The organism is Thermonema lapsum (assembly GCF_011761635.1).
Classification (GTDB): Bacteria; Bacteroidota; Bacteroidia; order Cytophagales; family Thermonemataceae; genus Thermonema; species Thermonema lapsum.
Genome location: NZ_JAASRN010000001.1, coordinates 1,062,163 through 1,085,555, shown reverse-complemented (window position 1 = coordinate 1,085,555; position 23,393 = coordinate 1,062,163). Strand labels below are relative to the sequence as shown.

Below are 23,393 nucleotides of genomic sequence, written 5' to 3'. Positions count from 1 at the left end.
CATGGCTTGGGTCATGCTCCTTTTGATTTTTAAAGAGAATGCTTCTAATTTTACATGAAACATCATCGAAAAAAAGCCAATATGAACGTAGAAAAAGAGGTGATGCCCGTATCGGGGCTATATGAGAACTGGTTCTTGGATTACGCATCTTATGTGATTTTGGAGCGTGCCGTGCCGGCGCTCGAGGATGGCTTGAAGCCTGTGCAGCGGCGTATTTTGCATGCCATGAAGCAAATGGACGATGGACGTTACCACAAGGTAGCCAATATCGTGGGGCAAGCTATGCAGTACCACCCACACGGCGACGCTTCTATTTACGAAGCTTTGGTGAACTTGGGACAAAAAGGGCTACTGATAGACACCCAAGGCAACTGGGGCGATATACGCACCGGCGACAGCGCAGCGGCTGCCCGCTACATAGAAGCACGCCTAACCCCTTTTGCCAAAGAAGTGCTTTTCAATGCCGAGCTGACCGAGTGGCAGCTCTCCTACGACGGGCGTAAAAAAGAACCGGTAGTGCTGCCCGTCAAATTTCCGCTTATTCTCTTTTTGGGTGTAGAAGGCATTGCCGTGGGGCTTTCTACCAACATACTGCCGCACAACTTTTGCGAGCTGATAGAAGCTTCCATAGAGGTGCTCAAAGGCAAAAAACCGATGATTTACCCCGACTTCCCCACCGGCGGCTTGATGGACGTTTCTCAGTACAAAGGCGATGGGAAAGGCGACCGTATCCGCTTGCGCGCCGAAATAGAAATTGTGGACAAAAAAACACTGGCTATCCGCAGCGTGCCCTACGGCGTTACGACCGAGCGCTTGATAGATTCTATTTTGAAAGCCAACGACAAGGGAAAAATCAAAATAAAGCAAATTATAGACAATACCGCCGAAGAGGTGGAAATCCTTGTGAAGCTTCATGGAGACGTGTCGCCAGAGGTAACCATAGATGCTCTTTATGCCTTCACCGATTGTGAAAAGACGCTCTATCCCAATTACTGGGTATTGCACGAGGGCAAGCCGGTGAACCTGAGTGTTTCCGATATCTTGCAAATCTCTACGGCACGTACCAAAGAGCTGTTGCGCCGCGAGTTGGAGCTGGCAAAGCAACACCTGCAAGAGAAGATTCTTTTTGCTTCGCTCGAGCGCATTTTTATCGAAAACCGCATTTACCGTAAAATAGAAAACGCCGAAACCTGGGAGGAGGTGATTGATATCATTCGCAAGGGCTTGAAGCCCTATGCCAAGGAGTTCTATCGTGAAATCACCGATGAAGACATTGTGCAGTTGACTGAAATCAAAATCAAGCGTATTTCAAAATACGACCTTGACAAAGCCAATGAGCAGCTGCGTGCCTACGGCAAAGAACTTGAAGAAGTAGAAAACAATCTCGCTAACTTGACCCGTTATGCCATCAACTACTTCAAAAATCTGCTGAAGACCTATGGCAAAGGGCAGGAAAGAAAAACGCAAATTACCGTTTTCGGCGAGATAAAAGCCACCGAAGTGGTCGCCAACAACCAAAAGCTGTATGTAAACCGCAAAGAAGGCTTTGTTGGCTATGGCTTGAAAAAAGACGAATACGTTTGCGATTGCTCCGATATCGATGACATCATTGTCTTTTTGCAGGATGGCACCTGTGTAGTTAAAAAAATTGAAGAGAAGGACTTTGTAGGTCAAAACATCCTGCATGTGGCGGTCTTTCGCAAAGGCGACAAGCGGATGGTCTATAACATGGTATATCGCGACGGAAAGACAGGCGCCGCCTATGTGAAACGCTTTCAGGTGCTTTCGGTAATTCGCGACCGCAAGTATAACCTCACACAAGGCACACCCGGCTCGGAGGTGTTGTATTTGAGCGCCAACCCCAACGGAGAAGCCGAAAAAATAAGAGTGCAGCTTACACAAAGCTGCCGTGCTAAAAATAAAATCTTTGAATTCGATTTTGCTGAACTTGCCATCAAAGGCAGAGACAGCAAGGGCAATCTATTGACCAAGTATCCTGTGAAAAAAATCACCAAGATATCGGAAGGCGTTTCTACACTTGATGACCCCAAGTATTGGTATGACCCTTTGACCGGCGAAGTAAATATGGACGGGCGGGGGCAATATCTGGGACAATTGCCGCAAGATGCCCGTCTCATTGCTGTGTATCAAGAGGGCACCTATGAAGTGCGTGGCATAGAAGAAGACAAGCGCCGTTATGACGAGCGCAGTTTGCGGGCTATCGCGCCACTTGACGATGACACCATAGTGACAGTCATTTATTATCATGCCAAGCGCAAAGAGTATCTTATCAAGCGCTTTGCCATAGAAACTTCTACGCTTGACCGCCGTATTTCTTTCTTACCTGACGGTGAAGGACATGAGCTGGTTTTTGTCAGCTTGTCGCCTTCGGTGTCGGCAGATGTTACTTACAAAGGGAAAGATAAGCAATCCAAAACCTTCCTTTTCGAGCTGGACGAAATAGCAGAAGTGAAAAGCTATCGTGCGGTAGGGGACCCATTCCCTGTGCAGGATATTCTTGAGGTGAAGGAAGTAAAGCAAGAAGCAAGCGACGAAGAGGAATAAAGCAATGTTTTGATTATCAAACCAATGGGAGCGGGGAGAGCCATCCTCGCTCAAATTTTTTTGAAAAATATTTGCACGAGCCAGAAAGCAGCCCTATATTTGCATCAGCATTTGAGCAAAAGGGTTCTTAGCTCAGTTGGTTCAGAGCACCTGCCTTACAAGCAGGGGGTCGCAGGTTCGAATCCTGCAGAACCCACCACGCAAGCGACACACTTAAAAAGTGTCGCTTTTTTGTTTTGTAACCCCTTACATGCCTTTTGCTACTTCGGCTTTCCTCTGGCATTTCTCGCGCAGGCAAGAAGTTTCTTTAGTTGAATGTCCTGCTTTGAGAAGCTCAAAATAAGGTGTTTTGTTTCCTTTGAAATGGCAAGTTGTGCGCATTTTTACTTTCGCAAAGCAAGAGGGAAGTGCTCAGTCTTTCAAGATACTTTGTTTATTCATCATCTTGTTGAGGCGTGTTGTGAAGAAACTGATAGATTTGCTGTGCTTTGCTTTTGCCCACTACCTGTACAAGAGCCTCTTCGGTAGCTTCGCGGATGGCTTGCACACTGCGAAAATGCTGAAGCAGCTTTTGTGCTGTTTTCTGACCGACGCCCGGTATTTGCGTAAGTACGGATTCGAAACTTTCTTTACTGCGCTTATCACGGTGAAAAGTAATGGCGAAGCGGTGCGCTTCGTCGCGCAGGCGTTGGATGAGGCGTAGTGCCGGCGATTTTTTACTCAAATGCAGCGGGTATTTATCGCCCGGGCGGTAAATCTCTTCCAAGCGTTTGGCTATGCCTATGATGGGGATTTGTGTTTCCAGCCCCAGCTCTTTTAGAGCATCCAGTGCAGCATTCAGCTGTCCTTTGCCACCGTCAATGACAATCAACTCGGGGAGGGCGCCCGCTTCGTCTAATTGACGTTTATAGCGTCGGTACACCACCTCGCGCATAGAGGCGAAGTCGTCGGGACCTTGCACTGTTTTAATGTGAAACTTGCGGTATTCGCTTTTTGCCGGTTTGCCATTGATAAAACATACCATAGAAGCGACGGGGTGTTGACCTTGTATGTTGGAATTGTCGAAACACTCGATGCGCCGCGGCAATACCGGTAGCTGTAAGGCATCTTGCAGTTCTATCAATGCTTGATTTTCTTGTTCCTGCTTTTTGGCTTTCTTTTTTAGTTCCTCTTTTCGCAACAAGTAGATATTGTGCAAGCCCATCTCTATGAGGCGGCGCTTGTCGCCGATTTGTGGCACTTGCGTATGCAGTTGCTCGCTGTGTATTTCTAAATTGCTCAGCACAGGTACTTGACCCGATAAGCGGTATTTGGTTTTCATTTGTTCATATACACGCTCCATGATTTCCGCTTCGGTATCTTCTAATGGGCACTGTATGGCAAAGGTCTCGGTATGGATAATAGCTCCTTGGCGGATATAGAAAAAGCAGGCATAGCCTTTGCCCGCTTGCGGCTTATTGAGCACAATCACTGCCAAGTCGCCGTATTTGGGATTGATGACGGTGCGTTTCTGTTGGAATACTTGCAGCTTTTCTATTTTTTCTTTCCAGAATTGGGCTTCTTCGAAGCGTAAGTCAGCGGCAGCTGCCCGCATTTTTTCTTCAAAAAAAGCTTTTACCTCTGCTATTTGCCCTTTGAGCACGTGTCGTACCTGTTCTATGTCGGCATTGTATTCTTCCATGCTTTGCTTTCCTTCGCAGGGCGCTTGGCAATTGCCTATGTGGTATTCGAGGCAGGCGGCAAACTTGCCTTGTGCAATGCCGGAAGGTGTAAGTGGCAGATGACACGAGCGTATGGTAAACAGTTGCTTGAGCAGGTCCAACACTTCATACATGGCAGTGGGTTGTGCATAGGGACCGAAATACTCACCCATGTATTGGTCTATGCGGCGGGTGGTCAACACACGCGGAAAGTCTTCTTTCGTAATGCAGATGTAAGGGTAGGTCTTGTCGTCTTTGAGCAGAATGTTGTACTTGGGTTGATGCGTCTTGATGAGGTTGTTTTCAAGCAGCAGGGCATCTTGTTCGGAGGGCACGACGGTGTATTCGATGCGCTCAATTTGTTGTACTAGCCGTTGTGTCTTACGGTTAAGTTGTGCTGGGGATTTAAAGTAGGAGCGCACCCTTTTCCGTAGCGATTTGGCTTTGCCTACATAGAGTAGTTTGCCGTCGGCATCATAAAAACGATAGACTCCTGCCTCATCGGGCAAGAGTCTGAGGGTTTCTTCCAAGTGAGCTTTGTTTGTGCTGCTCATAGCTTACAGCGCCTCGTCGTCTATGATTTCAATTTTAATTTTATCGCTGACTCCTTCCTGCAATTTGTTACAATCAAGCTCTACACTGATTTGTGCAGGGCGGGGGAAATAACCCGGTTTGTAGGGTATGCTTTTGTCTTCGTAAATGGCTTTGGTGAAGTTGCCCCATATGGGAAGTGCGAGCACAGCCCCTTGCCCATCAAGGATAGAGGGAAAGCGGATGTACATGTCGTCGCCGCCCACCCATACGCCGGCTACATAATCTTTGGTAACGCCTATGAACCAACCATCGGCATGGTTTTGTGTGGTACCGGTTTTGGCAGCAATTTCGTTGTTTTGTGTGATGCCATAGCGATGCAGTCCCACTGAAGTGCCGCCCGGTTCTAAAGATGCTTTGAGCATATGCAGCATCATATAGGCTTTTTCTTCACTCATCACCTCGCGGGCATCGGGTATGAACTCCTCTATTACTTTGCCGTTGCGGTCGGTAATGCGCGAGATGTATATGTTGTCGATGCGTTTGCCTTGATTCAAGAAGACCGAATAGGCTTGGCACAGCTCATAGAGTGTAACAGCACTGGAACCCAAAGCCAAGGAGCCTACGGGGTCCAGGGGACTGGTGATGCCCAGCTGCCGAGCAAATTTTACTACATTTTGCACGCCTATTTCCATGATGAGCTGTGCGGCGATGGTATTGATAGAGCGCCCCAGCGCTTGGCGCAAGGTGTAGCTTCTGCCGGTGAAACCGCCGTAGCTGTTTTGCGGCGACCAATCGCCAAAGGTAACTGCTTTGTCCACCATCTCGTAGCAAGGGGTGTAGCCCATATCTATAGCCGTGGCATAGACAACTGGCTTGAAAGTAGAACCCGGCTGGCGACGTCCTTGTTTGACATGGTCATAGCGGAAGTGTTTGAAATTGATGCCACCGACCCAAGCACGTATCTTGCCTGTTTGGGCTTCTATGCACACAAGCCCGGCATGCAAAAAGCGCTTGTAGTAGCGAATAGAGTCCATGGGGCTCATGATGGTGTCTTTTTCACCTTCCCATGAGAAGACAGTCATAGGAATGGGCTTGCGCATTTCGGCAAAGATGGCTTTTTCATCGTCGCCGTATTGTTGTTTGAGGGTACGGTAGCGTTCCGACTGCCGCGCCGCGGCTTCCAGATAACCCGGAACCTCGTACCAAGGGTCGAGCTTGCTCCATACTTGATTGAAGCGTTTTTGACGCTCTTTCATATGGGCAACCATCGCTTGCTCGGCATAAGCTTGTACCCGCGAGTCGATGGTGGTGTATATTTTGTACCCGGCAGTATAGAAATTGTTTTCGGGTAGCCCTCTTCCTTTTTCCCACTTCTTCATAAATTCACGCACTTCGGCGCGGAAGTAGGGGGCAATGCCCTCGTTGGGGTCTTCGGGGTGGTAGTCTATTTTTACGGGGGTGGCAATTGCTTGACTGTAGGTATCTTTATCCAAAAATCCATACTTGTACATCTGCCCCAATACTACGTTGCGGCGTTCGCGACAGGCTTCGGGGTGTGAAACAGGGCTGTAGCGTGAAGGTGCTTGCAACAAACCGACGAGGGTGGCTGCTTCGATGGCATTCAGCTCGCTTGCCGGCTTGTTGAAAAAGGTGTGGGCGGCTGCTTCTATACCGAAGGCGTTGTGTCCGAAGGCAACCTCGTTGAGGTACATAGTAATGATTTCACGCTTGGTATAGTTGCGCTCCAGGCGCACAGCTGTAATCCATTCTTTTGCTTTGATGATGAGCATACGCAAGCCGGGCACACGAGCAAGAGGTCCCAAGCTTTCTTTGGCACGGGTTTCAAACAGGTTTTTTGCCAGCTGTTGGGTGAGGGTACTGCCGCCCCCCGATTCACGTTTTCCCAACAAAATGGTTTTAAAGAAAACACGCCCTAAGCCTTTGAGGTCCACGCCGGCGTGTTTTTCAAAGCGCACATCTTCGGTGGCTATCAGTGCGTTGATGACGTAGGGCGATATTTCTTCATATTCTACGGGTATGCGGTTGACTAAGTAGAGCTTTCCCATGAGTTTGCCATCGGCACTGTAGATTTCGGAAGCCAATTCGCTGCGTGGGTTTTCGAGGGCTTGCAGTGAGGGCAGCTCGCCGAACAGCCCCAAAAAGTTGACACCTACTGCCCAAATGAAAAGGAAGCTACCAAATACAGCCAATACAAAGAGCATCCAGATGGTTTTGATGTGGCGTTTATACTTGCCGTTTTCCAATGCTATGCGCATAAATTTTGTGTTTTCTGATGTGTTTTTATGGTGTTGTGTTTGCCGGTAAAGAGCCTATTTGAGTAAGCATTTGCTCTACAAGCTTGGTAAAAGCGCTCTTCGGATGAGCAAGCAAAAAGCGTTCTGCCAGCGTCTGCCATTCGTTTTGATTTAGCGCGCGCTTGCATAAAATTACTAAAAAGTCCGTTTTCTCGCGCAAGTGGCTGTCGGGGTACTGTTGTTGTAGCTGCTCTAGCTTTTCCAAAGCGTTGGCATACTGCTTTTGCTCGTATTGGAGGAAAGCTTCGTGATAGAGCGCTTCTACTTCTGCTGTCTTCGCCTGCATTTTTTGATAGTAATCGGGGTGTTCTATGAGTTTCAGGTAAATGCTTGTCGGGTATTTCTGCTTCAATGCCTGCTTTTGTTCTTGTGCCAAAGCAGGGTTTTTGTCTTTATAAATCAGGTAGCGTAAATACAAGACTTCTTCGAGAAAGGGGTTTTGTGGATAGCGGTTGAGTAGGTCCTGATAGCTACGGTCGGCAGCATCGGTTTCTAACAGTTGAAACTGATAGATTTTTCCTAAGTTGAACAGAGCGTTTTGTGTGCGCTGGTGAGAGACCGCCAGTGCTTCTTTGGTACGAGGTAGTTTTTTTAGAAACTCTTCTTTGAGGGCATTGACTTGCAGCGCTACGGGGTCGGTCGTGCCATTGGTTGTGGATGATGCTTGCAGGCTTTCATCTGCTGGATAAGAAGCGGCTTTGGAAGCCACGCGCCAGTAGTCGGAAAGCGCTCGATTGCCCCACTTTTGCCGAAAAGCACTTTTGCCCTTGGCAACAGCTAAGGGGTCATCGAAGTACCATGTCCTGTTGCTTTGTTGGTTGAGTGCCTCCTGCAGGGTGCTGCCTTGTTGTAGGCTCTGCTGCTGTTGTGCTTTTTTACGTGCTTCTTCCTCTTCTATTTGCTTACGCACATGGCGGGTCAGCACTTGGGTAAGCTCTTGGTCGAAAGCTTCGGGGCTCATGCTTTTTTCTTTTTGTGCCCACGTGCGCAAGCTGTCTTCCAGCTCAATGGTTTCTATATATTCCACAAACTGATTGAGTACTTTGCTTCGGCGCTGTATGTTGTTGTACAGGGGCTCCTCTTTGGGTAAAAACTGCAGGGTGCTGTCGTAGTAAGCCTTTGCTGCTCTGTATTGTTTGAGATTTTCGTAATGCAGGCGCGCCAAGAAAAGATAGCCGTAGGCTTTGTAAAGAGGGTCTTGGCTTAGATTTGTAGCTCTACTGAAGTCTTCTTTAGCGCTTTCGGGGCGCTTGCGGTAGAGCCAATATTGGGCACGGGCATAGTATATGTTGCCACGATATTCAAGGTTTTTTTCATCTTTAAGCAGGCGCTCGAACTGCTTTTCTGCCTTGGCATAGGGTACCTTGCGGAAGTCGGTAAGTAACAGGACTTGCAGGCGTGCCATGAGGGAAAGCAGATAGTCGGGACGGTGTTTTTGTACCTCTTTGAATGCATGAAGGGCTTGGGTGGGGTCGTTGAGTTGTTGATAGAGCTGCCCTTGCAGATAATGCAAGCGGGCACGATAAGAATTGCTTTTGAGCAGGGGCAAGGCGAGCTCCAGGCTTTTAAGAGTGCGCAGGGTGTCTTTGTTCTTTTGATAATAAAAAGCTTGTGCCAAGTAGAAATCTTTGAGTGCCCCGGCTTCCACGCCTTGTTGGCGCAGGTAGTTCTTGACCGTTTCGGCATTTTGCATTTCGCCTATGGTGGCATAGGTGCGCAGCAGCTCTGTGAGGGCGAGGTCTTGTACCAAAGCATTTTTGCTTTGGGCATTCAGGTATTTGAATGTGCTGATGGCATTGTTGTAGTCGCGCAGATAGAAGCGAGCTTTGCCCACGACCAGATAAGCCCAGTCGGTCCATTCGCTGTTGGGATGGCGCTCAATGGCAAAAGCGGCTTTTTTGATGCAGTCTTTTAAGGTAGTCTCGTATCGTTTGAGCCGGTTGGTATCTATTTCCGGATATATCGGCAGCAGGCGTAAATAATGGTCTTGCCGCTCGCGAAAGATGGCATATTCTACACTGTCGAGGCTTTGTTTGGCAAGGAAATAGCCGTTGTAGTGCGCATTGAGATTATGGTAAAAACGCGCAACGGGTCCGGTGGCTTCGGGGCTGCACTGCCAAAACAATAGCCCGATGCTAAGACAAGCAAGCGGGTAAATAAGTGGTGATCCTTTCATTTCGACATCGCTTCAACAAATCACAAGCAAAAATGATACGATACGGTAAGCTTACTCATATTGCACGTAGCGGCGCCATTTGTCGAGAACCGCCTGCATATCTTCGGGAAGTGCTTGCTCAAAATACAATTTTTCTTTGGTGCGTGGGTGCACAAAGCCCAAACTGGCAGCATGCAGTGCTTGGCGTGGCAACAGGCTGAAACAGTTTTCTACAAACTGCTTGTATTTACTGAATGAGGTGCCGCGCAATATCTTGTCGCCACCATAGGCGGCGTCATTGAAAAGGGGATGCCCCAAGTGTTGCATGTGTACACGTATTTGGTGGGTGCGCCCTGTTTCGAGGCGGCACTCGATGAGCGACACATAACGCAGGTCTTCTATCACTTTGTAGTGTGTAACGGCATATTTGCCTTCCCCTTCTTCGAGCACGGTCATCACACGGCGGTCTTTGGGTGAGCGTCCAATGTAGTTGGCAACAGTGCCTTGTGGCGGGTTGGGCACGCCCCACACCAAAGCATAGTATTTCCTTTCTATGGTGTGGTCATAAAATTGCTTGGCAAGGAAAGTCATTGCCAGCTCGGTTTTGGCTACTACCAGCAAACCAGAGGTGTCCTTGTCGATACGATGCACCAAGCCGGGGCGCATGCTTCCGTTTTGAGAGGTGGGCAGGTTTTCAAAATGATACATGAGTGCATTGACCAGTGTACCACTCCAATTTTGATACGCCGGGTGCACGACCATACCTGCCGGCTTATTGATTACCAGCAGGTCATCGTCTTCATATACTATATCAAGCGGTAGGTTCTCCGGCAGTATTTCATCGGTACGCGGAGGCTCAGGCAGGCACACCGTAATCACATCCAAAGGGCGTACCTTGTAGTTCGGTTTTATGGTTTTGTCGTTTACTTTTACAAACTCGGCATGAATGGCATTTTGTATCTTTGTGCGGGTGGCATTTGCCAAGCGTTCCATCAGGTACTTATCGATGCGCAGGGGCTTTTGTCCTTTGTCCACTACGATTTTGTGGTGTTCATATAAATCCAACTCCTCTTCTTCTATGAATGACTTATCCTGCATGGTCAGCAATTTTTTTGAAAAAGCAAATTTACAAGAATTTGCACAAAGTGCACTGCAGCCACTGCTCGATGACCGCTTGAATAGTCGGGGTATCCGTGCAGAGATATTGCGCATCGACCGCCTCCATCCACAGATTTCGGGAAACAAGTGGCTGAAGCTGAAATACAATTTACTGGAGGCGGCACAGCAGGGTAAAAGGCGCCTACTTACTTTTGGCGGCGCTTATTCCAATCATCTGTATGCTACGGCAGCGGCAGGCAAGCTCTTAGGCTTCGAGACCATAGGCATCGTGCGGGGGGAGCGTGTGGAGCCGCTCAACTCCACACTTCAATTTGCACAAGAAGCAGGCATGCAGCTACACTTTGTGAGTCGTTCGGATTACCGGCAAAAGCATAGCCCTGCATTCATTGAGCACCTACACCGCCTCTTTGGCGACTTTTTTCTTGTACCCGAAGGGGGCAGCAATGTGTATGCAGTGCCGGGATGCATGGAGTTGCTGGGCGAATGGAGCGCTGCTTACGATTATATCTTGTTGCCATGCGGAACGGGGGGTACTCTGGCAGGCTTGGCGTTGGCTGCCGCAGCACATCAAAAGCTTATCGGGGTGTCGGTACTTAAAGGCGGCGATTTTCTTTTTGAAGAGGTGAAAAAGCTTCAGGTGGCATATGCCGGATACCATACGCAGAACTTTGAAATATGGACTGGCTATGCGCATCGAGGTTATGCCAAAACTACCGCAGCCCTGCTGGCATTCATGGAGGATTGGCGGCGGCTTTATCCGTCTGTGCCTATAGAGCATGTGTATTCTGCCAAGATGCTTTATGCTTTCTTTGTCGAAGTAGAGCAGGGCTATTTTGCGCCCGGCAGCCGTGTGCTCCTTGTGCATACCGGAGGCTTGCGCGAAAAAGATTGATGTTTTTTCTTTTTTGAAACAGCGACGGTTCGTCGCAAAATATGTATTTTGATAATCCACCACTTATGGAGAACTATGTCTTCTGTGCTCTCTTTCTTTAGCGGAAAACATGTGGTCATTACCGGGGCGGCGTCTGGCATTGGTTATGCCTTGGCAAAGGAACTATTGCCCGTTGCCGCTTCTTTACTGCTCATAGACCTGAACACCGGGACTATAAATGCCTTTGCCGGGCAGAGTGGCAAAATTTCCTTGTTGCAAGCCGACCTCTCGACACGAACGGGCTGCGAGCGCCTTTTGGCACACTTGCGTGAGGCTGCCCATCCGCCCGATGTGGTTTTTCTTAATGCTGGACTTGCCCGTTATGGTCGTTTCGAAGCGCCCGATTGGCAAAGTATAGAATCGCTTTTGATGTTAAATGCCGCCGGCGTGATGTATGTGAGCGGACAGCTGCGCCACCTTTATCCTCAAACACTGATTTGCATTACGGCTTCTTCCATGGCATTTTTGGGGGTTCCCGGTTATGCTGTCTATGCAGCAAGCAAGGCGGCTTTGCACCGTTGGGCGCAAACGCTATGGGCAGAAGGTGAGCGGCGGCTCACGTTGGTATATCCTATTGCCACGCGCACCGCTTTTTTCAATACGGCTCAAAGTCCCTTGCTTTTTCCCAACCAAAGCGCTGAACAGGTGGTTAAAGCCATGTTGCGAGGGGTAAGCCGAGGAAAGAGGCAGATTTTCCCCTCAAGGCTTTTTTATTGCATCACAATCCCTGTATTTTTGTATGAATGTTTTATGCGCCTTTACACCTTATATGCTCGGCGCCTTTTAGACCGAAGAACCCATCCAAATCCATGATAGGAATAGTTGTAGGAACCAATCGCAAAGAAGCTGTCTCAGAGCAAGTAGCCACCTATTATGCTACCCTGTTGAATGAAAGGGGGCACTCTGCCGATATCATACGTTTGACCGAACTACCACCTGACTTTATAGCCACGGCATTGTATGAAAATGAAGGTAAAAATGAGCATTTCAACCGTTTGCGCGACCGTTTGCTGGCTGCTACACGTTTGGTTTTCATTGTTCCCGAATACAATGGTTCCTTCCCCGGTGTGTTGAAGGCTTTTTTGGATGGCTTCCCTTATCCGAGTGGTCTGGAAGGCAAACGCATTGCTTTGGTGGGAGTATCGAGTGGTATACAAGGGGGCGCTTTGGCGCTCAGCCACCTGAACGATGTCTTTTCTTATTTGCATGCCGACGTGGTGGGGGTCAGAGTAAAGTTGATGCAGATAGACCAATATTTGCAAGAAGGAAAAATTACGCATCCGTTTTACAATCAACTGTTGAACATGCAAATCGATGCCTTGGTGCGCTAAATTTGTACTTGCTTGCGAAGTTGCGTAACTTCGCATCCCATAGTGGTAGAAACACAACCTTACAAGCAAAACCATTATGGGCACGCAAACAAAATATATTTTCGTAACCGGTGGCGTTACTTCTTCCTTAGGCAAGGGCATCATTGCTTCCTCTCTGGCGAAACTCTTACAGGCACGGGGCTTTTCGGTAACCATTCAGAAGTTTGACCCCTACATCAACGTAGACCCGGGCACGCTCAACCCCTATGAGCATGGCGAGTGTTACGTGACTGACGATGGCGCCGAGACAGACTTGGACTTAGGGCATTACGAGCGTTTTTTGAATATTGCCACTTCACAAGCCAACAACGTAACGACAGGGCGCATTTACTACTCAGTCATTACCAAAGAGCGCCAAGGGGCTTATTTAGGCAAAACCGTGCAGGTGGTGCCTCATATTACCGATGAAATTAAAGCCAACTTCCGTAAACTTGCCGACACCGGGAATTACGACATTGTCATTACTGAAATAGGCGGTTGCGTGGGCGACATAGAGTCGCTTCCTTTTTTGGAGGCACTGCGTCAGTTCCGTTGGGAGGTAGGCTTCAACAACTCGCTGGTCGTGCATTTGACGCTGGTCCCTTACTTGAAATCGGCGGGCGAGCTGAAAACCAAACCCACACAGCACTCGGTCAAAGAACTGCTGCAAACAGGCATTCAGCCCGATATACTCGTTTGCCGCACAGAATATCCCCTTCCGACCGAAATAAGAAAAAAAATAGCCCTGTTCTGCAATGTGAATGTCAATTCGGTGATTGAAGCCATCGACGCCGATACCATCTATGATGTGCCTTTGTTGATGCTGAAGGAAAAACTCGATGAACGGGTGCTTATCAAACTTAAGCTGCCTCACAAGCGCGAGCCCGACATGGAAGCATGGAAACAGTTTTTGGGCAAGCTGAAAAACCCCACTTCTTCGGTCAATATAGGCTTGGTAGGCAAGTATGTAGAGCTGCGCGACGCCTATAAATCCATTGTAGAAGCTTTCGTACATGCCGGCGCTTACAATGAATGCAAGGTCAATATTCGCTGGGTGCAGTCAGACCATCTGTCTGAAGAAAACATAGCAAGCAAGCTGTCCAGTTTAGACGGCATCTTGGTAGCACCGGGGTTTGGCGAGCGGGGCATCGAAGGCAAAGTGTTGGCAGTGCGCTATGCCCGCGAAAACAAAGTGCCTTTTTTCGGTATCTGTTTGGGGATGCAATGTGCCGTAGTAGAGTTTGCCCGTCATGTGGTAGGCTTGAAAGGTGCCCATACCACGGAAGTAAACCCCGAAACGCCTCATCCGGTGATTCATCTGATGGAAGAGCAAAAACATATTCAAGACAAGGGAGGAACCATGCGCTTGGGAGCATATCCCTGCGTTCTGGAGAAGGGCTCCAAAGCGTATCAGGCATATGGCAAAACAAAAATCAGTGAGCGCCACCGCCACCGCTATGAGTTCAATAACGAATACCGTGAGTTATTTGAAAAACACGGGATGCGAGCAACTGGCATCAACCCCGATAAGAATTTGGTAGAGATAGTAGAGATAGAAGACCACCCTTGGTTTGTGGCTGTGCAGTTTCATCCTGAGTTGAAAAGCACAGTGATGAACCCGCATCCGCTGTTTATGAAATTTGTGCAGGCAGCGCGCAGCTATGCACAATCCCGCACTGGCGAGGTGCTTGCATCGAAATGAGTATCCTCAAAGCAAACAAGCATAAGAAGGCATGCCAAGCAAGGCGACTGTCCTTTTGCTGCATGCCTTCCCTTGTGTGTGCTGCCTTTTGCTTTCTGACTATACGGATAGCAAGGTGCTCGCTTGCTTTACTCTCTGTCGCGTGAGCTGTGGATGGTATGCCACAAAGATGCCTGTTTGAGGATGTTTTTGCAGGAAATCGCGCACTTGGTCATAACGGGCATATCCTTCGAAGGCAAAGCCAAAGGCATCGCTTATTTGCGCGTGCAGCTCATGAAAAGGGAAATGCTGCAGCACTCGGCGGGCGCTACTGTTTCCGCTTACCCACAAGGGAAGCATCTCTTCTTCGTAGAAATAGCGCTTAATGTTCACCTTGCCGGTGGCTATATACCCTTTCAACACGCGCGCTACGTCTGCCATCACTGCGGCGCCGGTGGGCGTGCTGCCAGCGCCTTTGCCGCGCAATAACTGCCGATGGGCATAGCGTAAGCTTAGTTCTATGGCATTTTCTTCTTGCTCTACGCTTGCCAAGGGGTCCTGAACAGGCAAAAGGGCAGGAAGTACAAAGGCAGTAAGGCTGCCGTCGCTACGTTCATATGCTTGGGCAAGCAGCTTTATACGGTATTTTTTTCGTGTACAGTAGCCAGTAGTTAGTGGGTCGAGATGATGAATGCCTTGGCGTAAAAGCTGCTCGGGCGATGCCTCTATGCCAAAAGCATGATACAGTAAGATGCTGAGTTTATAGACGGCATCGAAGCCTTCGACATCCAGCGTGGGGTCTGATTCGGCAAAGCCCAAGGCTTGCGCCTCCTGTAGGGCAGCTTCGTAGGTAACTCCTTCGCTATGCATCTTGCTAAGGATAAAGTTGGTAGAGCCGTTGATGATGCCGCGCAACCATTCGATGCGGTCATAGCGGTAGTAGTGCTGCAGCAGCTGCAGGATAGGTATGCTTCCGGCTACGGCTGCCTCATAGAGGAAAGTGCGTTGCTGGCTGTGTGCCAAAGCTCGCAACTCGTTCCCGTAAAGCGCCACCATTTTTTTATTGGCACTGACCACATGCTTGCCTGATTGCAATGCCGTTTTGGCAATATGATAAGCCGCCTCGGCATCATCAATAGCCTCAACTACCAAGCGGATGGTGGGGTCGTTGAGTATGTCTTGAGCTTGAAAATAAAATTTGCCGGTAGCAATGGGTCGTTCTTTGTTGGGGTTCTTTACTACTATTTTCCGTATTTGAGCCTGTACTTCACTTTGTTGCTCCTGAAAGATACGGTAAAATCCTTGCCCCACGCAACCGAAACCAAACAATCCAATTTGAACAGGAAAATCACTCATAGCTGGTTGAATTTATGATGAAAGAAAGAGATAGATGGTAAATGAAAATGTAGTGGTAGCTTCACCTATGACACAGGAAACAAACAACTTTCAGTTTGAGCAAAGCAATCGAAATAAAAGCGCTCGACGGCATCGGTTTCAATCAAGAAGGCGTCGTGCCCATATACTGAATGCAAAATGCGCAGATGTGCATGGGGGATGTACTTTGCCAGCAGTTGCTGTTCGGCAAGCGGAAACAGGATGTCGGTACTGATGCCCAGCACGAGCACCTGCGCACGTATGCGCTCCAGCGCTGCTTCCACACCGCCCCGCCCACGCCCCACGTCATGACTGTCCATAGCTTTCGACAACCACCAATAACTGAACGCATGGAAGCGTTCACGCAACTTCTTGCCTTGGTGCCTTTGATAGGAGGCTGCTCGAAAGTTGCCTGTGGGAGAGTATTCCTCTGCCTCGCTTTGCGTGAGCGCATAGGTTTGATAGTGGCGATAGGAAAGCATGGCGCAAGCACGGGCAGCTTCCATGCCTTTCAGCCCGGCATCGGGAGTGCGCTGTCCCCAGCTGCTGTCGGACTCTATAGCCATGCGCTGCGCCTCATTGAAAGCAATGCCCCAAGCAGAATGGCGGGCATTGCAGGCAATCAAGTAAGCCGAATCGAAGAGATGAGGAACTTCAATGAGCCACTCGAGAGCCTGTTGCCCACCCATAGACCCCCCAATAAGGCAGCGAATGCGGCGGATGCCCAAGTGGCGGCGCAGTAGCTCGAATCCCCGCATGATGTCCCGGTTGGTAAGTACAGGAAAGTCATAATAGTAAGGTATGCCGGTTGAAGGATTGGGAGACAGCGGGTTGGTCGAGCCGTAGCATGAACCAAGCATATTGGCGCAAACGATAAATTGCCGCTCTGGGTCGAGCAGGCGCCCTTTGCCAAAGAGCCCTGCCCACCAACGGTCAACGTCTGCACTGCCTGTGAGGGCATGGCATACCCACACCACATTGTCGGCGCTTGCATTCAGCTGCCCGTAGGTGCGGTATGCCACCGTAAGCCCCTCGAGGGTATCGCCACCCTCGGTAATAAAAGGTGCCTGATATTGGAAGGTCTTTAACATTCTTTTAGACGGTCACTGCTGTGCTTATTTTCTCAAAAGCCTGCTCGAAGTCGGCGATGATGTCGTCGATATGCTCGATGCCCACAGACACGCGTATCAAATTGGGTTCCACGCCGGCGCTGCGTTGTTCGGCTTCGCTCAACTGCTGGTGGGTGGTCGATGCCGGGTGAATCACCAGTGTTTTGGCATCGCCCACGTTGGCTAAGTGGCTGGCAAGCTTCAGATGGTTGATGAAAGCAGCCGCTTTTTGTTTTCCTCCTTTGATGGCGAAGGTGAGCACTCCCCCGAAGCCATTGCGCAGATATTTTTTTGCTAATTGATGATAGGGGCTGCTTTCCAAGCCCGGGTAATTTACATACTCTACCTGCTCGTGTTGTTCGAGCCAACGTGCCAGTGTTAGGGCGTTGTCTACGTGTCGCTGCACCCGCAACGACAGGGTCTCCAAGCCTTGCAATAACAGGAAAGCATTGAAGGGGCTGAGGCTGGGACCGTAGTCGCGTAGCCCTTCGACACGTGCACGGATGATAAAGGCTATATTACCAAAGGGGCTGTTGGGTCCGAAGGCATCCCAAAAGACCAAGCCGTGGTAGCCTTCTGAGGGTTCGGTGAATTGCGGGAATTTGCCGTTGCCCCAGTTGAAACGCCCGCTGTCCACAATCACACCGCCGATGCTGTTGCCGTGTCCGCCAATCCACTTGGTAGCCGAGGCAGTAACCACCGCTGCGCCGTAGTCAATGGGGCGGAAAAGGTAACCTGCCGCGCCAAAGGTGTTGTCCACTACCAGAGGAATGCCGTGGCGGTCTGCCAGTTTGGCAATGGCTTCAAAGTCGGGGATGTTGAAGCCCGGATTGCCGATGGTTTCCAAGTAAATGGCTTTGGTCTTGTCATCTATCAGGCGTTCGAAGCTTTCTACTTTGTCGCCTTCGGCAAAGCGAGCTTCTATGCCCAAGCGCTTGAAGCTTACTTTGAACTGGTTGTAGGTACCGCCATACAAATAGGAGGTCGTTACAAAATTGTCGCCGGCTTGCAAGATGTTGGTAAGTGCAATGAACTGAGCTGCCTGCCCAGAAGCCGTGGCTAAGGCTGCCACACCACCTTCGAGTGCCGCAATGCGCTTCTCGAATACATCCGTGGTGGGGTTCATGATGCGGGTGTAGATGTTACCAAACTCTTGCAGTGCAAAGAGGCGGGCACCGTGTTCTGCATCGTTGAACACATAAGAGGTGGTTTGGTAGATGGGTACGGCGCGAGCACCAGTGGTTGGGTCGGGCTCTTGTCCGGCATGCAACTGAAGGGTTTCGAAACGGTAATTACTCATAGCTGGTTGATGGTTTATGGTGAAACAAATAACTTTATTTAGACTAAGTAAAGTGCCCGATAGAAATAGAAGGAAAGCCCTTTGGGCAAATGCGCAGCATTCGTCTACTGCGGCAAGCGCCCGTCAGGATAAGACGCTATGGGGAGTGGGATTACATGCAACAACAGCAACAACAACACATGGCTGCCATGCAGAAGCGGAGAGAGAGGGAGGGGAAGAATAGAATTTCTGCGAAAGATGGGGCAGGTTGTGCGTTTGAATTCTTGGTGTTGATGCGAATCATGACTTTTTTGGTTTATATTTCCTAAATGACCTTCATTTAGGCGGGATTTGGCACCTTGCCGTGCGGTAGGTTGCCAGCGCTTCATAGAGCCCGTTCTCTCAGCGCTTCTCTATAAACCTTTTACTTTTGCGGAAAAGTAAAAGTAAGAGGTTAGATGGTGCAATAATAAGGAAGCTTTACGAAGTGTGCAAATTTTTTTTAAAATTTCTGCTGACTGTATTGGTTATCAACATTTATGCTTGCTGAGGCAGGCGGAGCAATTAAAAAAACGCAAAGGCGGCGCAAGAGACGTACCAAGATATACCACATCAGCGTTCTTAAAGAAAAACATGATGAAGCGTTTTTTACTGTTTTTTGCCCTATGCTTGGGCACAGGGCGGTTCGCCCAAGCACAGAACGACTCCCTGCTGATTCGCAGCATTTATGAAAAAGCCCTTGAAAGCCACGTCGCCTACAACTATCTGGAGTATTTGAGCAACCGCATCGGAGGGCGCTTGAGTGGTTCGCCACAGGCGGCGGCAGCAGTCGAATACATGCGTGCTGTGATGGATACGCTTCCTTTCGACACCGTCTATTTGCAGCCGGTGATGGTGCCGCATTGGGTGCGTGGCGACAAAGAAGAAGCACGTGCCTTATCCTCGTACCGTGGCAGCATCAGTTTGCGGGTATGTGCTTTAGGCAATTCCGTAGGAACGGGTGAGGGGGGTATTTCGGCACCGGTAGTGGAAGTGCACAGCTTCGACGAGCTCAAAGCCTTAGGGCGGAAGAAAGTAGAGGGCAAAATAGTGTTTTTCAATGTGCCCATGAAACAGCATCACATTGAGACTTTTTCTGCTTATGGTGAGGCGGTGCGTTATCGTGTGTCGGGTGCTTCGGAAGCCGCCAAATTGGGGGCAGTGGCTGTGGTAGTGCGCTCGATGGGTACCGCCCTCGACGATGAGCCCCACACCGGTGCGCTGCGCTATGAACAAGGCGTGCCTGCCATTCCTGCTGTGGCTATCAGCACCAGAGGGGCAGAGCAGCTGAGTGCTTTATTGCGGCAAGACCCTTCTACTCGTCTCTTTATCGAAACGCATTGCCGTATGTTGCCCGATGTGCTCTCTTACAATGTAATAGGGGAAGTGTGGGGCGAGCGGCGCGATACAGTCATTGCCGTAGGCGGGCACCTCGATGCATGGGACAATGGCGATGGTGCGCATGACGATGGTGCCGGTTGTGTGCAGTCGGTAGAAGCTGTGCGTATCTTGCGCCAACTGGGTGTGAAGCCGCGTTACACTTGGCGCGTGGTCTTATTCATGAATGAAGAGAACGGTCTGCGTGGGGGCATAGAATATGCGCGTATGGTGCGCGAGCGTGGCGAGCATCACTTGTTGGCATTAGAATCCGACGCTGGCGGTTTTTCGCCCCGTGGTTTTAGCTTTGACATGACACCGGAGCACTTTCGCCGCATACAGAACTATCTGAAAAATATGTTAGAACCCTACGGCTTGCATATTTTCCGTTTGGGCGGCAGTGGTGCCGACATCAGTCCTTTAAAAGGCAGTGCCACTATCTTAGCGGGCTTGCGCCCTGATTCGCAGCGCTACTTCGACTATCACCATACAGCCATCGATACTTTCGATAAAATCAACCGGCGTGAGCTGGCGCTTGGTGCAGCAGCCATGGCAAGCCTTATCTATCTTGCCAATCAAGGAATGCTGCACTAATAAAACGGAAACTGTACGCATGCCCTGTTGGCGTTAGCCGGCAGGGCTCAGCGGTTTTTGCCGCTCTTGAAAAAAGAAAAAAGAAGGTAATTCCCTTCCATCAAGATTCGTAAAAGACTGCACCGTCGATGCTCATGAAGTTTGTCCGAACGACATAGGCGCAACTCTCATACACAGTTTTGAAGAAGCATCTTTCCTTCTCTTAACTCTTAAAAGTCTGTTTTACTTTACTGAAACCTTTAAAGTAAGGCAGGGGGCAGAGAGCTTGGCAAGTGCTGATGCCTGCCCTGCGATATTCAGCAAAAAGAAAGGCGTCTTCCTGCCAGAAGACGCCTTTAGAATAGAGAAGATTTTTAGGAATTACTTAGAACATAGCAGCCAAGGTACTGAATTGTTCAAGTAGCAGATACACCACAGCACCTGCCAGATAGCCAATCAATGCCAAGAAAGTCATTTTTCTCAGATACCAGATAAAATCTATCTTTTCCATGCCCATCACGGCAACACCCGCTGCCGAGCCGATGATAAGTAAGCTACCCCCGGTTCCGGCAGTATAGGCAAGAAATTCCCAGAATAGCCCGTCAGTAGCATAAATGCCGCTTGCTGCTAAGTCATACATACCCATAGCACCGGCTACCAGCGGCACGTTGTCTATAATAGCAGACAGCACCCCGATAATCAAGTTAATGAATACTGGGTTCTTGATGGTGGCATCCAAGTATTCTGCCATGGTCCGCAGGGCGCCAATCTCCTGAAGGCTGCCAATGGCAAGTAAAATACCAAGGAAGAACAGTATGCTCGCAGTATCGATACGGGACAAGGCTTTAGCAGCTGAAAACTCTTTGCGTTCTTCTTCGTCTTTGTCGCTGTTGATAATTTCCGACACAATCCATACGATACTAAGACCCAGCATCATACCCATATAGGGTGGCAAGTGGGTGATGGTTTTAAATACAGGTACTGAAATGAGTGCTAAGATGCCTGTAATCAACATGACGCGGCTGCCGGTAAGATTTTCATATTTGCCGTTCTTATCTTTGGCATGCTCGGGGCGCACCACTTCGGCTTTGGGCATCATCAAAGAGGTGATTATCAAAGGTACCAGCAAGCAGACCAAGCTGGGTAGAAATAGAGAGGTAACGATGCCATGAGCTGAAATGAAACCTTTAATCCAGAGCATGGTAGTGGTTACGTCACCTATAGGCGACCAGGCACCACCTGCATTGGCAGCAATCACAATCATACCCCCAAAGAAGAGACGCCTTTCGCGGTCACTGATGAGCTTTTGTGTCAAAGACATCATCACTATAGAAGTGGTGAGGTTGTCCAATATAGGCGACAGGACAAAGGTAATCAAAGAGATAATCCACAGCAGCCTTGTGGCGTCTTTGGTGCGTACGCGGTCGGTAATCAGACGGAAGCCTTCGTGTACATCTATAAATTCTACAATGGTCATGGCTCCCATCAGGAAAAACAAAATTTGGGCAGCTTCTTCTAAGTGTTTGCCGAGCCCTTCTTCCACATGGTGAATTTCATGAGACGAGAGCGCAAAGATTGTCCAACACACAGTAGCCGTAAGGATAGCCGTGGCTGTTTTGTTGATGCGTATGGGATGTTCAAGCGCAATAGCAAGATACCCCACTACAAAAACAGATATGATAGCAATTTCCATAGACAAGTATTTAAATCGGGTTCTTGAATGAAAGGCAAGCCAAAATTACAGGCAATTTGTAAAAAAGCAAATTCACTTGTAAGATAGCCACTTTAAATAGTATTTTTTTACAATGCTTTAAAACAAGACGCAGCGGGTCACAGGGAACCTCGCTTGACAGTCCCATGTTTAATGCTTAGCTTTGCAAAAAAATGTGAGGTAGTATAAATTATCGATTGATAGTGAGCATTAGTTTAGTGGATATCCAAAGCAAACTGGCAGAAGCCGGCTTAAAGGCTACGCAGCAACGTTTGGTTATATACAAAGCGTTGTACGATAGCCGTAGCCACTTGAGTGCTGAGCAGCTTTATCGTATGATTCTTCCCGACCACCCAACGATTTCCTTAGGTACTGTGTATAAGACGCTGGACACCTTCGTAGAAAAAGGCTTAATTCGGCGTGTACCCTGCGAAGACGGCACACTGCGCTTCGATGCCCGCATAGACATGCACCATCATATTTTTTGTGAAGACACCGGCGAAATCATAGACTGGGACGACGCCGAGCTGAATGCTTTGCTGGAAGAGTACTTGAAAAAGAAGCGACTGTCTGGGCTGGAAGTCATTGGCGTACAATTGCAAATTACGGCGCGTCGTCGCGAAGCCAAGCTCGGCATAGAGTCTTAAGGCTTTGCTTAAAATAGTTTTTCACTTCACATAAACCATAAAAAAAACAAAAAAACAGACTATGAACTTAGTACTGCAAAAAGCCCCGAAATTTACTGCTCCTGCTGTTATTAACGGCGAAGAAATCGTAGAAAACTTTTCTCTGGAGCAGTATCTTGGCAAAAAATACGTGGTTTTTTTCTTCTATCCTAAGGACTTCACCTTTGTATGTCCTACTGAAATCTTGGCATTCCAAGAGAAACTTGCCGAGTTTGAAAAACGTGATGCCGTGGTGGTAGGCTGCTCTACTGACACCGAAGAGGTGCACTTGGCTTGGTTGAACACTCCCAAGAACCAAGGTGGCATTCAGGGGGTAACTTATCCGCTGGTAGCCGATGCTTCAAAGACCATCGCCATGAACTACGGCGTATTGGCTGGTCATTATGATTATGACGAAGAAGGAAACCAAATCTTCGTGGGTGCTCCTATCGCTTTGCGTGGTACTTTCATCATCGACAAAGAGGGTATCGTGCGCCATCAGGTAATCAACGACTTCCCCTTGGGACGCAATATCGATGAGGCGCTGCGTATCTTGGATGCCATCCGCTATGTGGAAAAACATGGCGAGGTGTGCCCCGCCAACTGGAAAGAGGGCGAGGAAGCTATGAAGCCCAATCGGGAAGGCGTAGCTGAGTACTTGTCGAAGCACTAATCCAGTTTTTCGATAAAAAAAAAAAAGAAAAACAGACAAAAAACCAGAAAGGGGCTTTATAGCCCCTTTTTTGATTTTGCAGAAAACCAATCTTTTTTTAACTTTGTTTTAACCCATAGCACCTTAGGGGTGCTCAACCACTGCCGGTTGGGCTGAGAAAACACCCTCACTACCTGATCCGGGTAATGCCGGCGAAGGGAAAAGGTGCAACAGCAAAGTAAGTTGAAAGGGGTATTCCCGCTTT

General features: G+C 49.0%; 16 protein-coding genes, 1 tRNA gene and 2 riboswitches. Of the genes, 9 read left to right on the top strand and 8 right to left on the bottom strand.

The features are described 5' to 3' along the window. Positions 1-54: 54 nt before the first annotated feature. Together FHS56_RS04815 and FHS56_RS04810 are read left to right on the top strand one after the other, a co-directional pair. Positions 55-2,565 carry a DNA gyrase/topoisomerase IV subunit A gene (locus FHS56_RS04815; protein WP_166918714.1) on the top strand — a complete coding sequence of 837 codons (2,511 nt, stop codon included), beginning with the start codon at positions 55-57 and terminating at the stop codon, positions 2,563-2,565. A 121-nt stretch (positions 2,566-2,686) separates the two neighbouring features. Then, positions 2,687-2,764: transfer RNA gene (locus FHS56_RS04810), tRNA-Val, on the top strand. Positions 2,765-2,998: 234 nt separating this feature from the next. On the opposite strand, the gene uvrC is transcribed toward FHS56_RS04810, so the two are convergent. From uvrC to FHS56_RS04790, 4 genes are read right to left on the bottom strand one after another with little or no spacing between them, the layout of a single operon-like run. Then, positions 2,999-4,819 (bottom strand): excinuclease ABC subunit UvrC, encoded by a 1,821-nt coding sequence (uvrC, locus tag FHS56_RS04805; RefSeq protein WP_166918713.1) that lies wholly within the window; start codon positions 4,817-4,819, stop codon positions 2,999-3,001. A gap of 3 nt (positions 4,820-4,822) precedes the next feature. Then, positions 4,823-7,075: a penicillin-binding protein 1A gene (locus tag FHS56_RS04800; RefSeq protein ID WP_166918712.1), complete on the bottom strand. Its 2,253-nt coding sequence runs from the start codon at positions 7,073-7,075 to the stop codon at positions 4,823-4,825. A 25-nt stretch (positions 7,076-7,100) separates the two neighbouring features. Further along, positions 7,101-9,290 carry a type IX secretion system periplasmic lipoprotein PorW/SprE gene (porW, locus tag FHS56_RS04795; RefSeq protein ID WP_166918711.1) on the bottom strand — a complete coding sequence of 730 codons (2,190 nt, stop codon included), beginning with the start codon at positions 9,288-9,290 and terminating at the stop codon, positions 7,101-7,103. A 51-nt stretch (positions 9,291-9,341) separates the two neighbouring features. Further along, positions 9,342-10,367: an RluA family pseudouridine synthase gene (locus tag FHS56_RS04790; RefSeq protein ID WP_166918710.1), complete on the bottom strand. Its 1,026-nt coding sequence runs from the start codon at positions 10,365-10,367 to the stop codon at positions 9,342-9,344. Here FHS56_RS04790 and FHS56_RS04785 point away from each other — a divergent pair. The 4 genes from FHS56_RS04785 (at position 10,348) to FHS56_RS04770 (ending at position 14,370) form a co-directional block, all read left to right on the top strand. Further along, the gene (locus FHS56_RS04785; protein WP_208409628.1) at positions 10,348-11,280 is read left to right on the top strand and encodes a 1-aminocyclopropane-1-carboxylate deaminase/D-cysteine desulfhydrase; all 933 of its coding nucleotides are present in this window, start codon (positions 10,348-10,350) and stop codon (positions 11,278-11,280) included. The genes FHS56_RS04790 and FHS56_RS04785 overlap by 20 nt on opposite strands. 75 nt (positions 11,281-11,355) lie before the next feature. Beyond that, a complete protein-coding gene (locus FHS56_RS04780; RefSeq protein WP_166918709.1) occupies positions 11,356-12,132 on the top strand; it encodes an SDR family NAD(P)-dependent oxidoreductase in 777 nt (258 codons plus the stop codon). Beyond that, entirely contained in the window at positions 12,129-12,650 is a 522-nt protein-coding gene (locus FHS56_RS04775; RefSeq protein ID WP_166918708.1) for an NADPH-dependent FMN reductase, read from the top strand. The genes FHS56_RS04780 and FHS56_RS04775 overlap by 4 nt, the downstream gene beginning before the upstream one ends. A gap of 76 nt (positions 12,651-12,726) precedes the next feature. Then, positions 12,727-14,370, top strand: a complete 1,644-nt coding sequence (locus tag FHS56_RS04770; protein ID WP_166918707.1) for a CTP synthase — start codon at positions 12,727-12,729, stop codon at positions 14,368-14,370. A gap of 99 nt (positions 14,371-14,469) precedes the next feature. On the opposite strand, the gene FHS56_RS04765 is transcribed toward FHS56_RS04770, so the two are convergent. From FHS56_RS04765 to FHS56_RS04755, 3 genes are all read right to left on the bottom strand, one after another. Further along, positions 14,470-15,705 carry a homoserine dehydrogenase gene (locus tag FHS56_RS04765; RefSeq protein WP_166918706.1) on the bottom strand — a complete coding sequence of 412 codons (1,236 nt, stop codon included), beginning with the start codon at positions 15,703-15,705 and terminating at the stop codon, positions 14,470-14,472. A gap of 65 nt (positions 15,706-15,770) precedes the next feature. After that, the gene (locus FHS56_RS04760; protein ID WP_166918705.1) at positions 15,771-16,814 is read right to left on the bottom strand and encodes a homoserine O-acetyltransferase family protein; all 1,044 of its coding nucleotides are present in this window, start codon (positions 16,812-16,814) and stop codon (positions 15,771-15,773) included. 4 nt (positions 16,815-16,818) lie between these two features. Next, positions 16,819-18,132 (bottom strand): O-acetylhomoserine aminocarboxypropyltransferase/cysteine synthase family protein, encoded by a 1,314-nt coding sequence (locus tag FHS56_RS04755; protein ID WP_166918704.1) that lies wholly within the window; start codon positions 18,130-18,132, stop codon positions 16,819-16,821. A 292-nt stretch (positions 18,133-18,424) separates the two neighbouring features. Further along, a riboswitch (SAM riboswitch) is annotated at positions 18,425-18,533 on the bottom strand. 211 nt (positions 18,534-18,744) lie between these two features. Between FHS56_RS04755 and FHS56_RS04750 the strand changes: the two genes are divergently transcribed. Further along, positions 18,745-20,121: a M28 family peptidase gene (locus FHS56_RS04750; RefSeq protein WP_166918703.1), complete on the top strand. Its 1,377-nt coding sequence runs from the start codon at positions 18,745-18,747 to the stop codon at positions 20,119-20,121. Between the two features lie 364 nt (positions 20,122-20,485). On the opposite strand, the gene nhaD is transcribed toward FHS56_RS04750, so the two are convergent. After that, positions 20,486-21,793 carry a sodium:proton antiporter NhaD gene (gene nhaD, locus FHS56_RS04745; RefSeq protein ID WP_166918702.1) on the bottom strand — a complete coding sequence of 436 codons (1,308 nt, stop codon included), beginning with the start codon at positions 21,791-21,793 and terminating at the stop codon, positions 20,486-20,488. Between the two features lie 221 nt (positions 21,794-22,014). Here nhaD and FHS56_RS04740 point away from each other — a divergent pair, with 221 nt between their 5' ends. Then, a complete protein-coding gene (locus FHS56_RS04740) occupies positions 22,015-22,458 on the top strand; it encodes a Fur family transcriptional regulator (RefSeq protein ID WP_317165654.1) in 444 nt (147 codons plus the stop codon). A 61-nt stretch (positions 22,459-22,519) separates the two neighbouring features. Continuing rightward, a complete protein-coding gene (locus FHS56_RS04735; RefSeq protein WP_038031444.1) occupies positions 22,520-23,149 on the top strand; it encodes a peroxiredoxin in 630 nt (209 codons plus the stop codon). Between the two features lie 115 nt (positions 23,150-23,264). After that, positions 23,265-23,367, top strand: a riboswitch (TPP riboswitch). The last annotated feature ends 26 nt before the right edge of the window (positions 23,368-23,393 follow it).

Bases quoted from the DNA above. Each gene is read 5' to 3' on its own strand.
- FHS56_RS04815 (WP_166918714.1), top strand. From the start codon at position 55: ATGAAACATCATCGAAAAAAAGCCAATATGAACGTAGAAAAAGAGGTG.
- uvrC (WP_166918713.1), bottom strand. From the start codon at position 4,819: ATGAGCAGCACAAACAAAGCTCACTTGGAAGAAACCCTCAGACTCTTG.
- FHS56_RS04800 (WP_166918712.1), bottom strand. From the start codon at position 7,075: ATGCGCATAGCATTGGAAAACGGCAAGTATAAACGCCACATCAAAACC.
- porW (WP_166918711.1), bottom strand. From the start codon at position 9,290: ATGAAAGGATCACCACTTATTTACCCGCTTGCTTGTCTTAGCATCGGG.
- FHS56_RS04785 (WP_208409628.1), top strand. From the start codon at position 10,348: ATGAATGACTTATCCTGCATGGTCAGCAATTTTTTTGAAAAAGCAAAT.
- FHS56_RS04790 (WP_166918710.1), bottom strand. From the start codon at position 10,367: ATGCAGGATAAGTCATTCATAGAAGAAGAGGAGTTGGATTTATATGAA.
- FHS56_RS04780 (WP_166918709.1), top strand. From the start codon at position 11,356: ATGTCTTCTGTGCTCTCTTTCTTTAGCGGAAAACATGTGGTCATTACC.
- FHS56_RS04775 (WP_166918708.1), top strand. From the start codon at position 12,129: ATGATAGGAATAGTTGTAGGAACCAATCGCAAAGAAGCTGTCTCAGAG.
- FHS56_RS04770 (WP_166918707.1), top strand. From the start codon at position 12,727: ATGGGCACGCAAACAAAATATATTTTCGTAACCGGTGGCGTTACTTCT.
- FHS56_RS04765 (WP_166918706.1), bottom strand. From the start codon at position 15,705: ATGAGTGATTTTCCTGTTCAAATTGGATTGTTTGGTTTCGGTTGCGTG.
- FHS56_RS04760 (WP_166918705.1), bottom strand. From the start codon at position 16,814: ATGTTAAAGACCTTCCAATATCAGGCACCTTTTATTACCGAGGGTGGC.
- FHS56_RS04755 (WP_166918704.1), bottom strand. From the start codon at position 18,132: ATGAGTAATTACCGTTTCGAAACCCTTCAGTTGCATGCCGGACAAGAG.
- FHS56_RS04750 (WP_166918703.1), top strand. From the start codon at position 18,745: ATGATGAAGCGTTTTTTACTGTTTTTTGCCCTATGCTTGGGCACAGGG.
- nhaD (WP_166918702.1), bottom strand. From the start codon at position 21,793: ATGGAAATTGCTATCATATCTGTTTTTGTAGTGGGGTATCTTGCTATT.
- FHS56_RS04735 (WP_038031444.1), top strand. From the start codon at position 22,520: ATGAACTTAGTACTGCAAAAAGCCCCGAAATTTACTGCTCCTGCTGTT.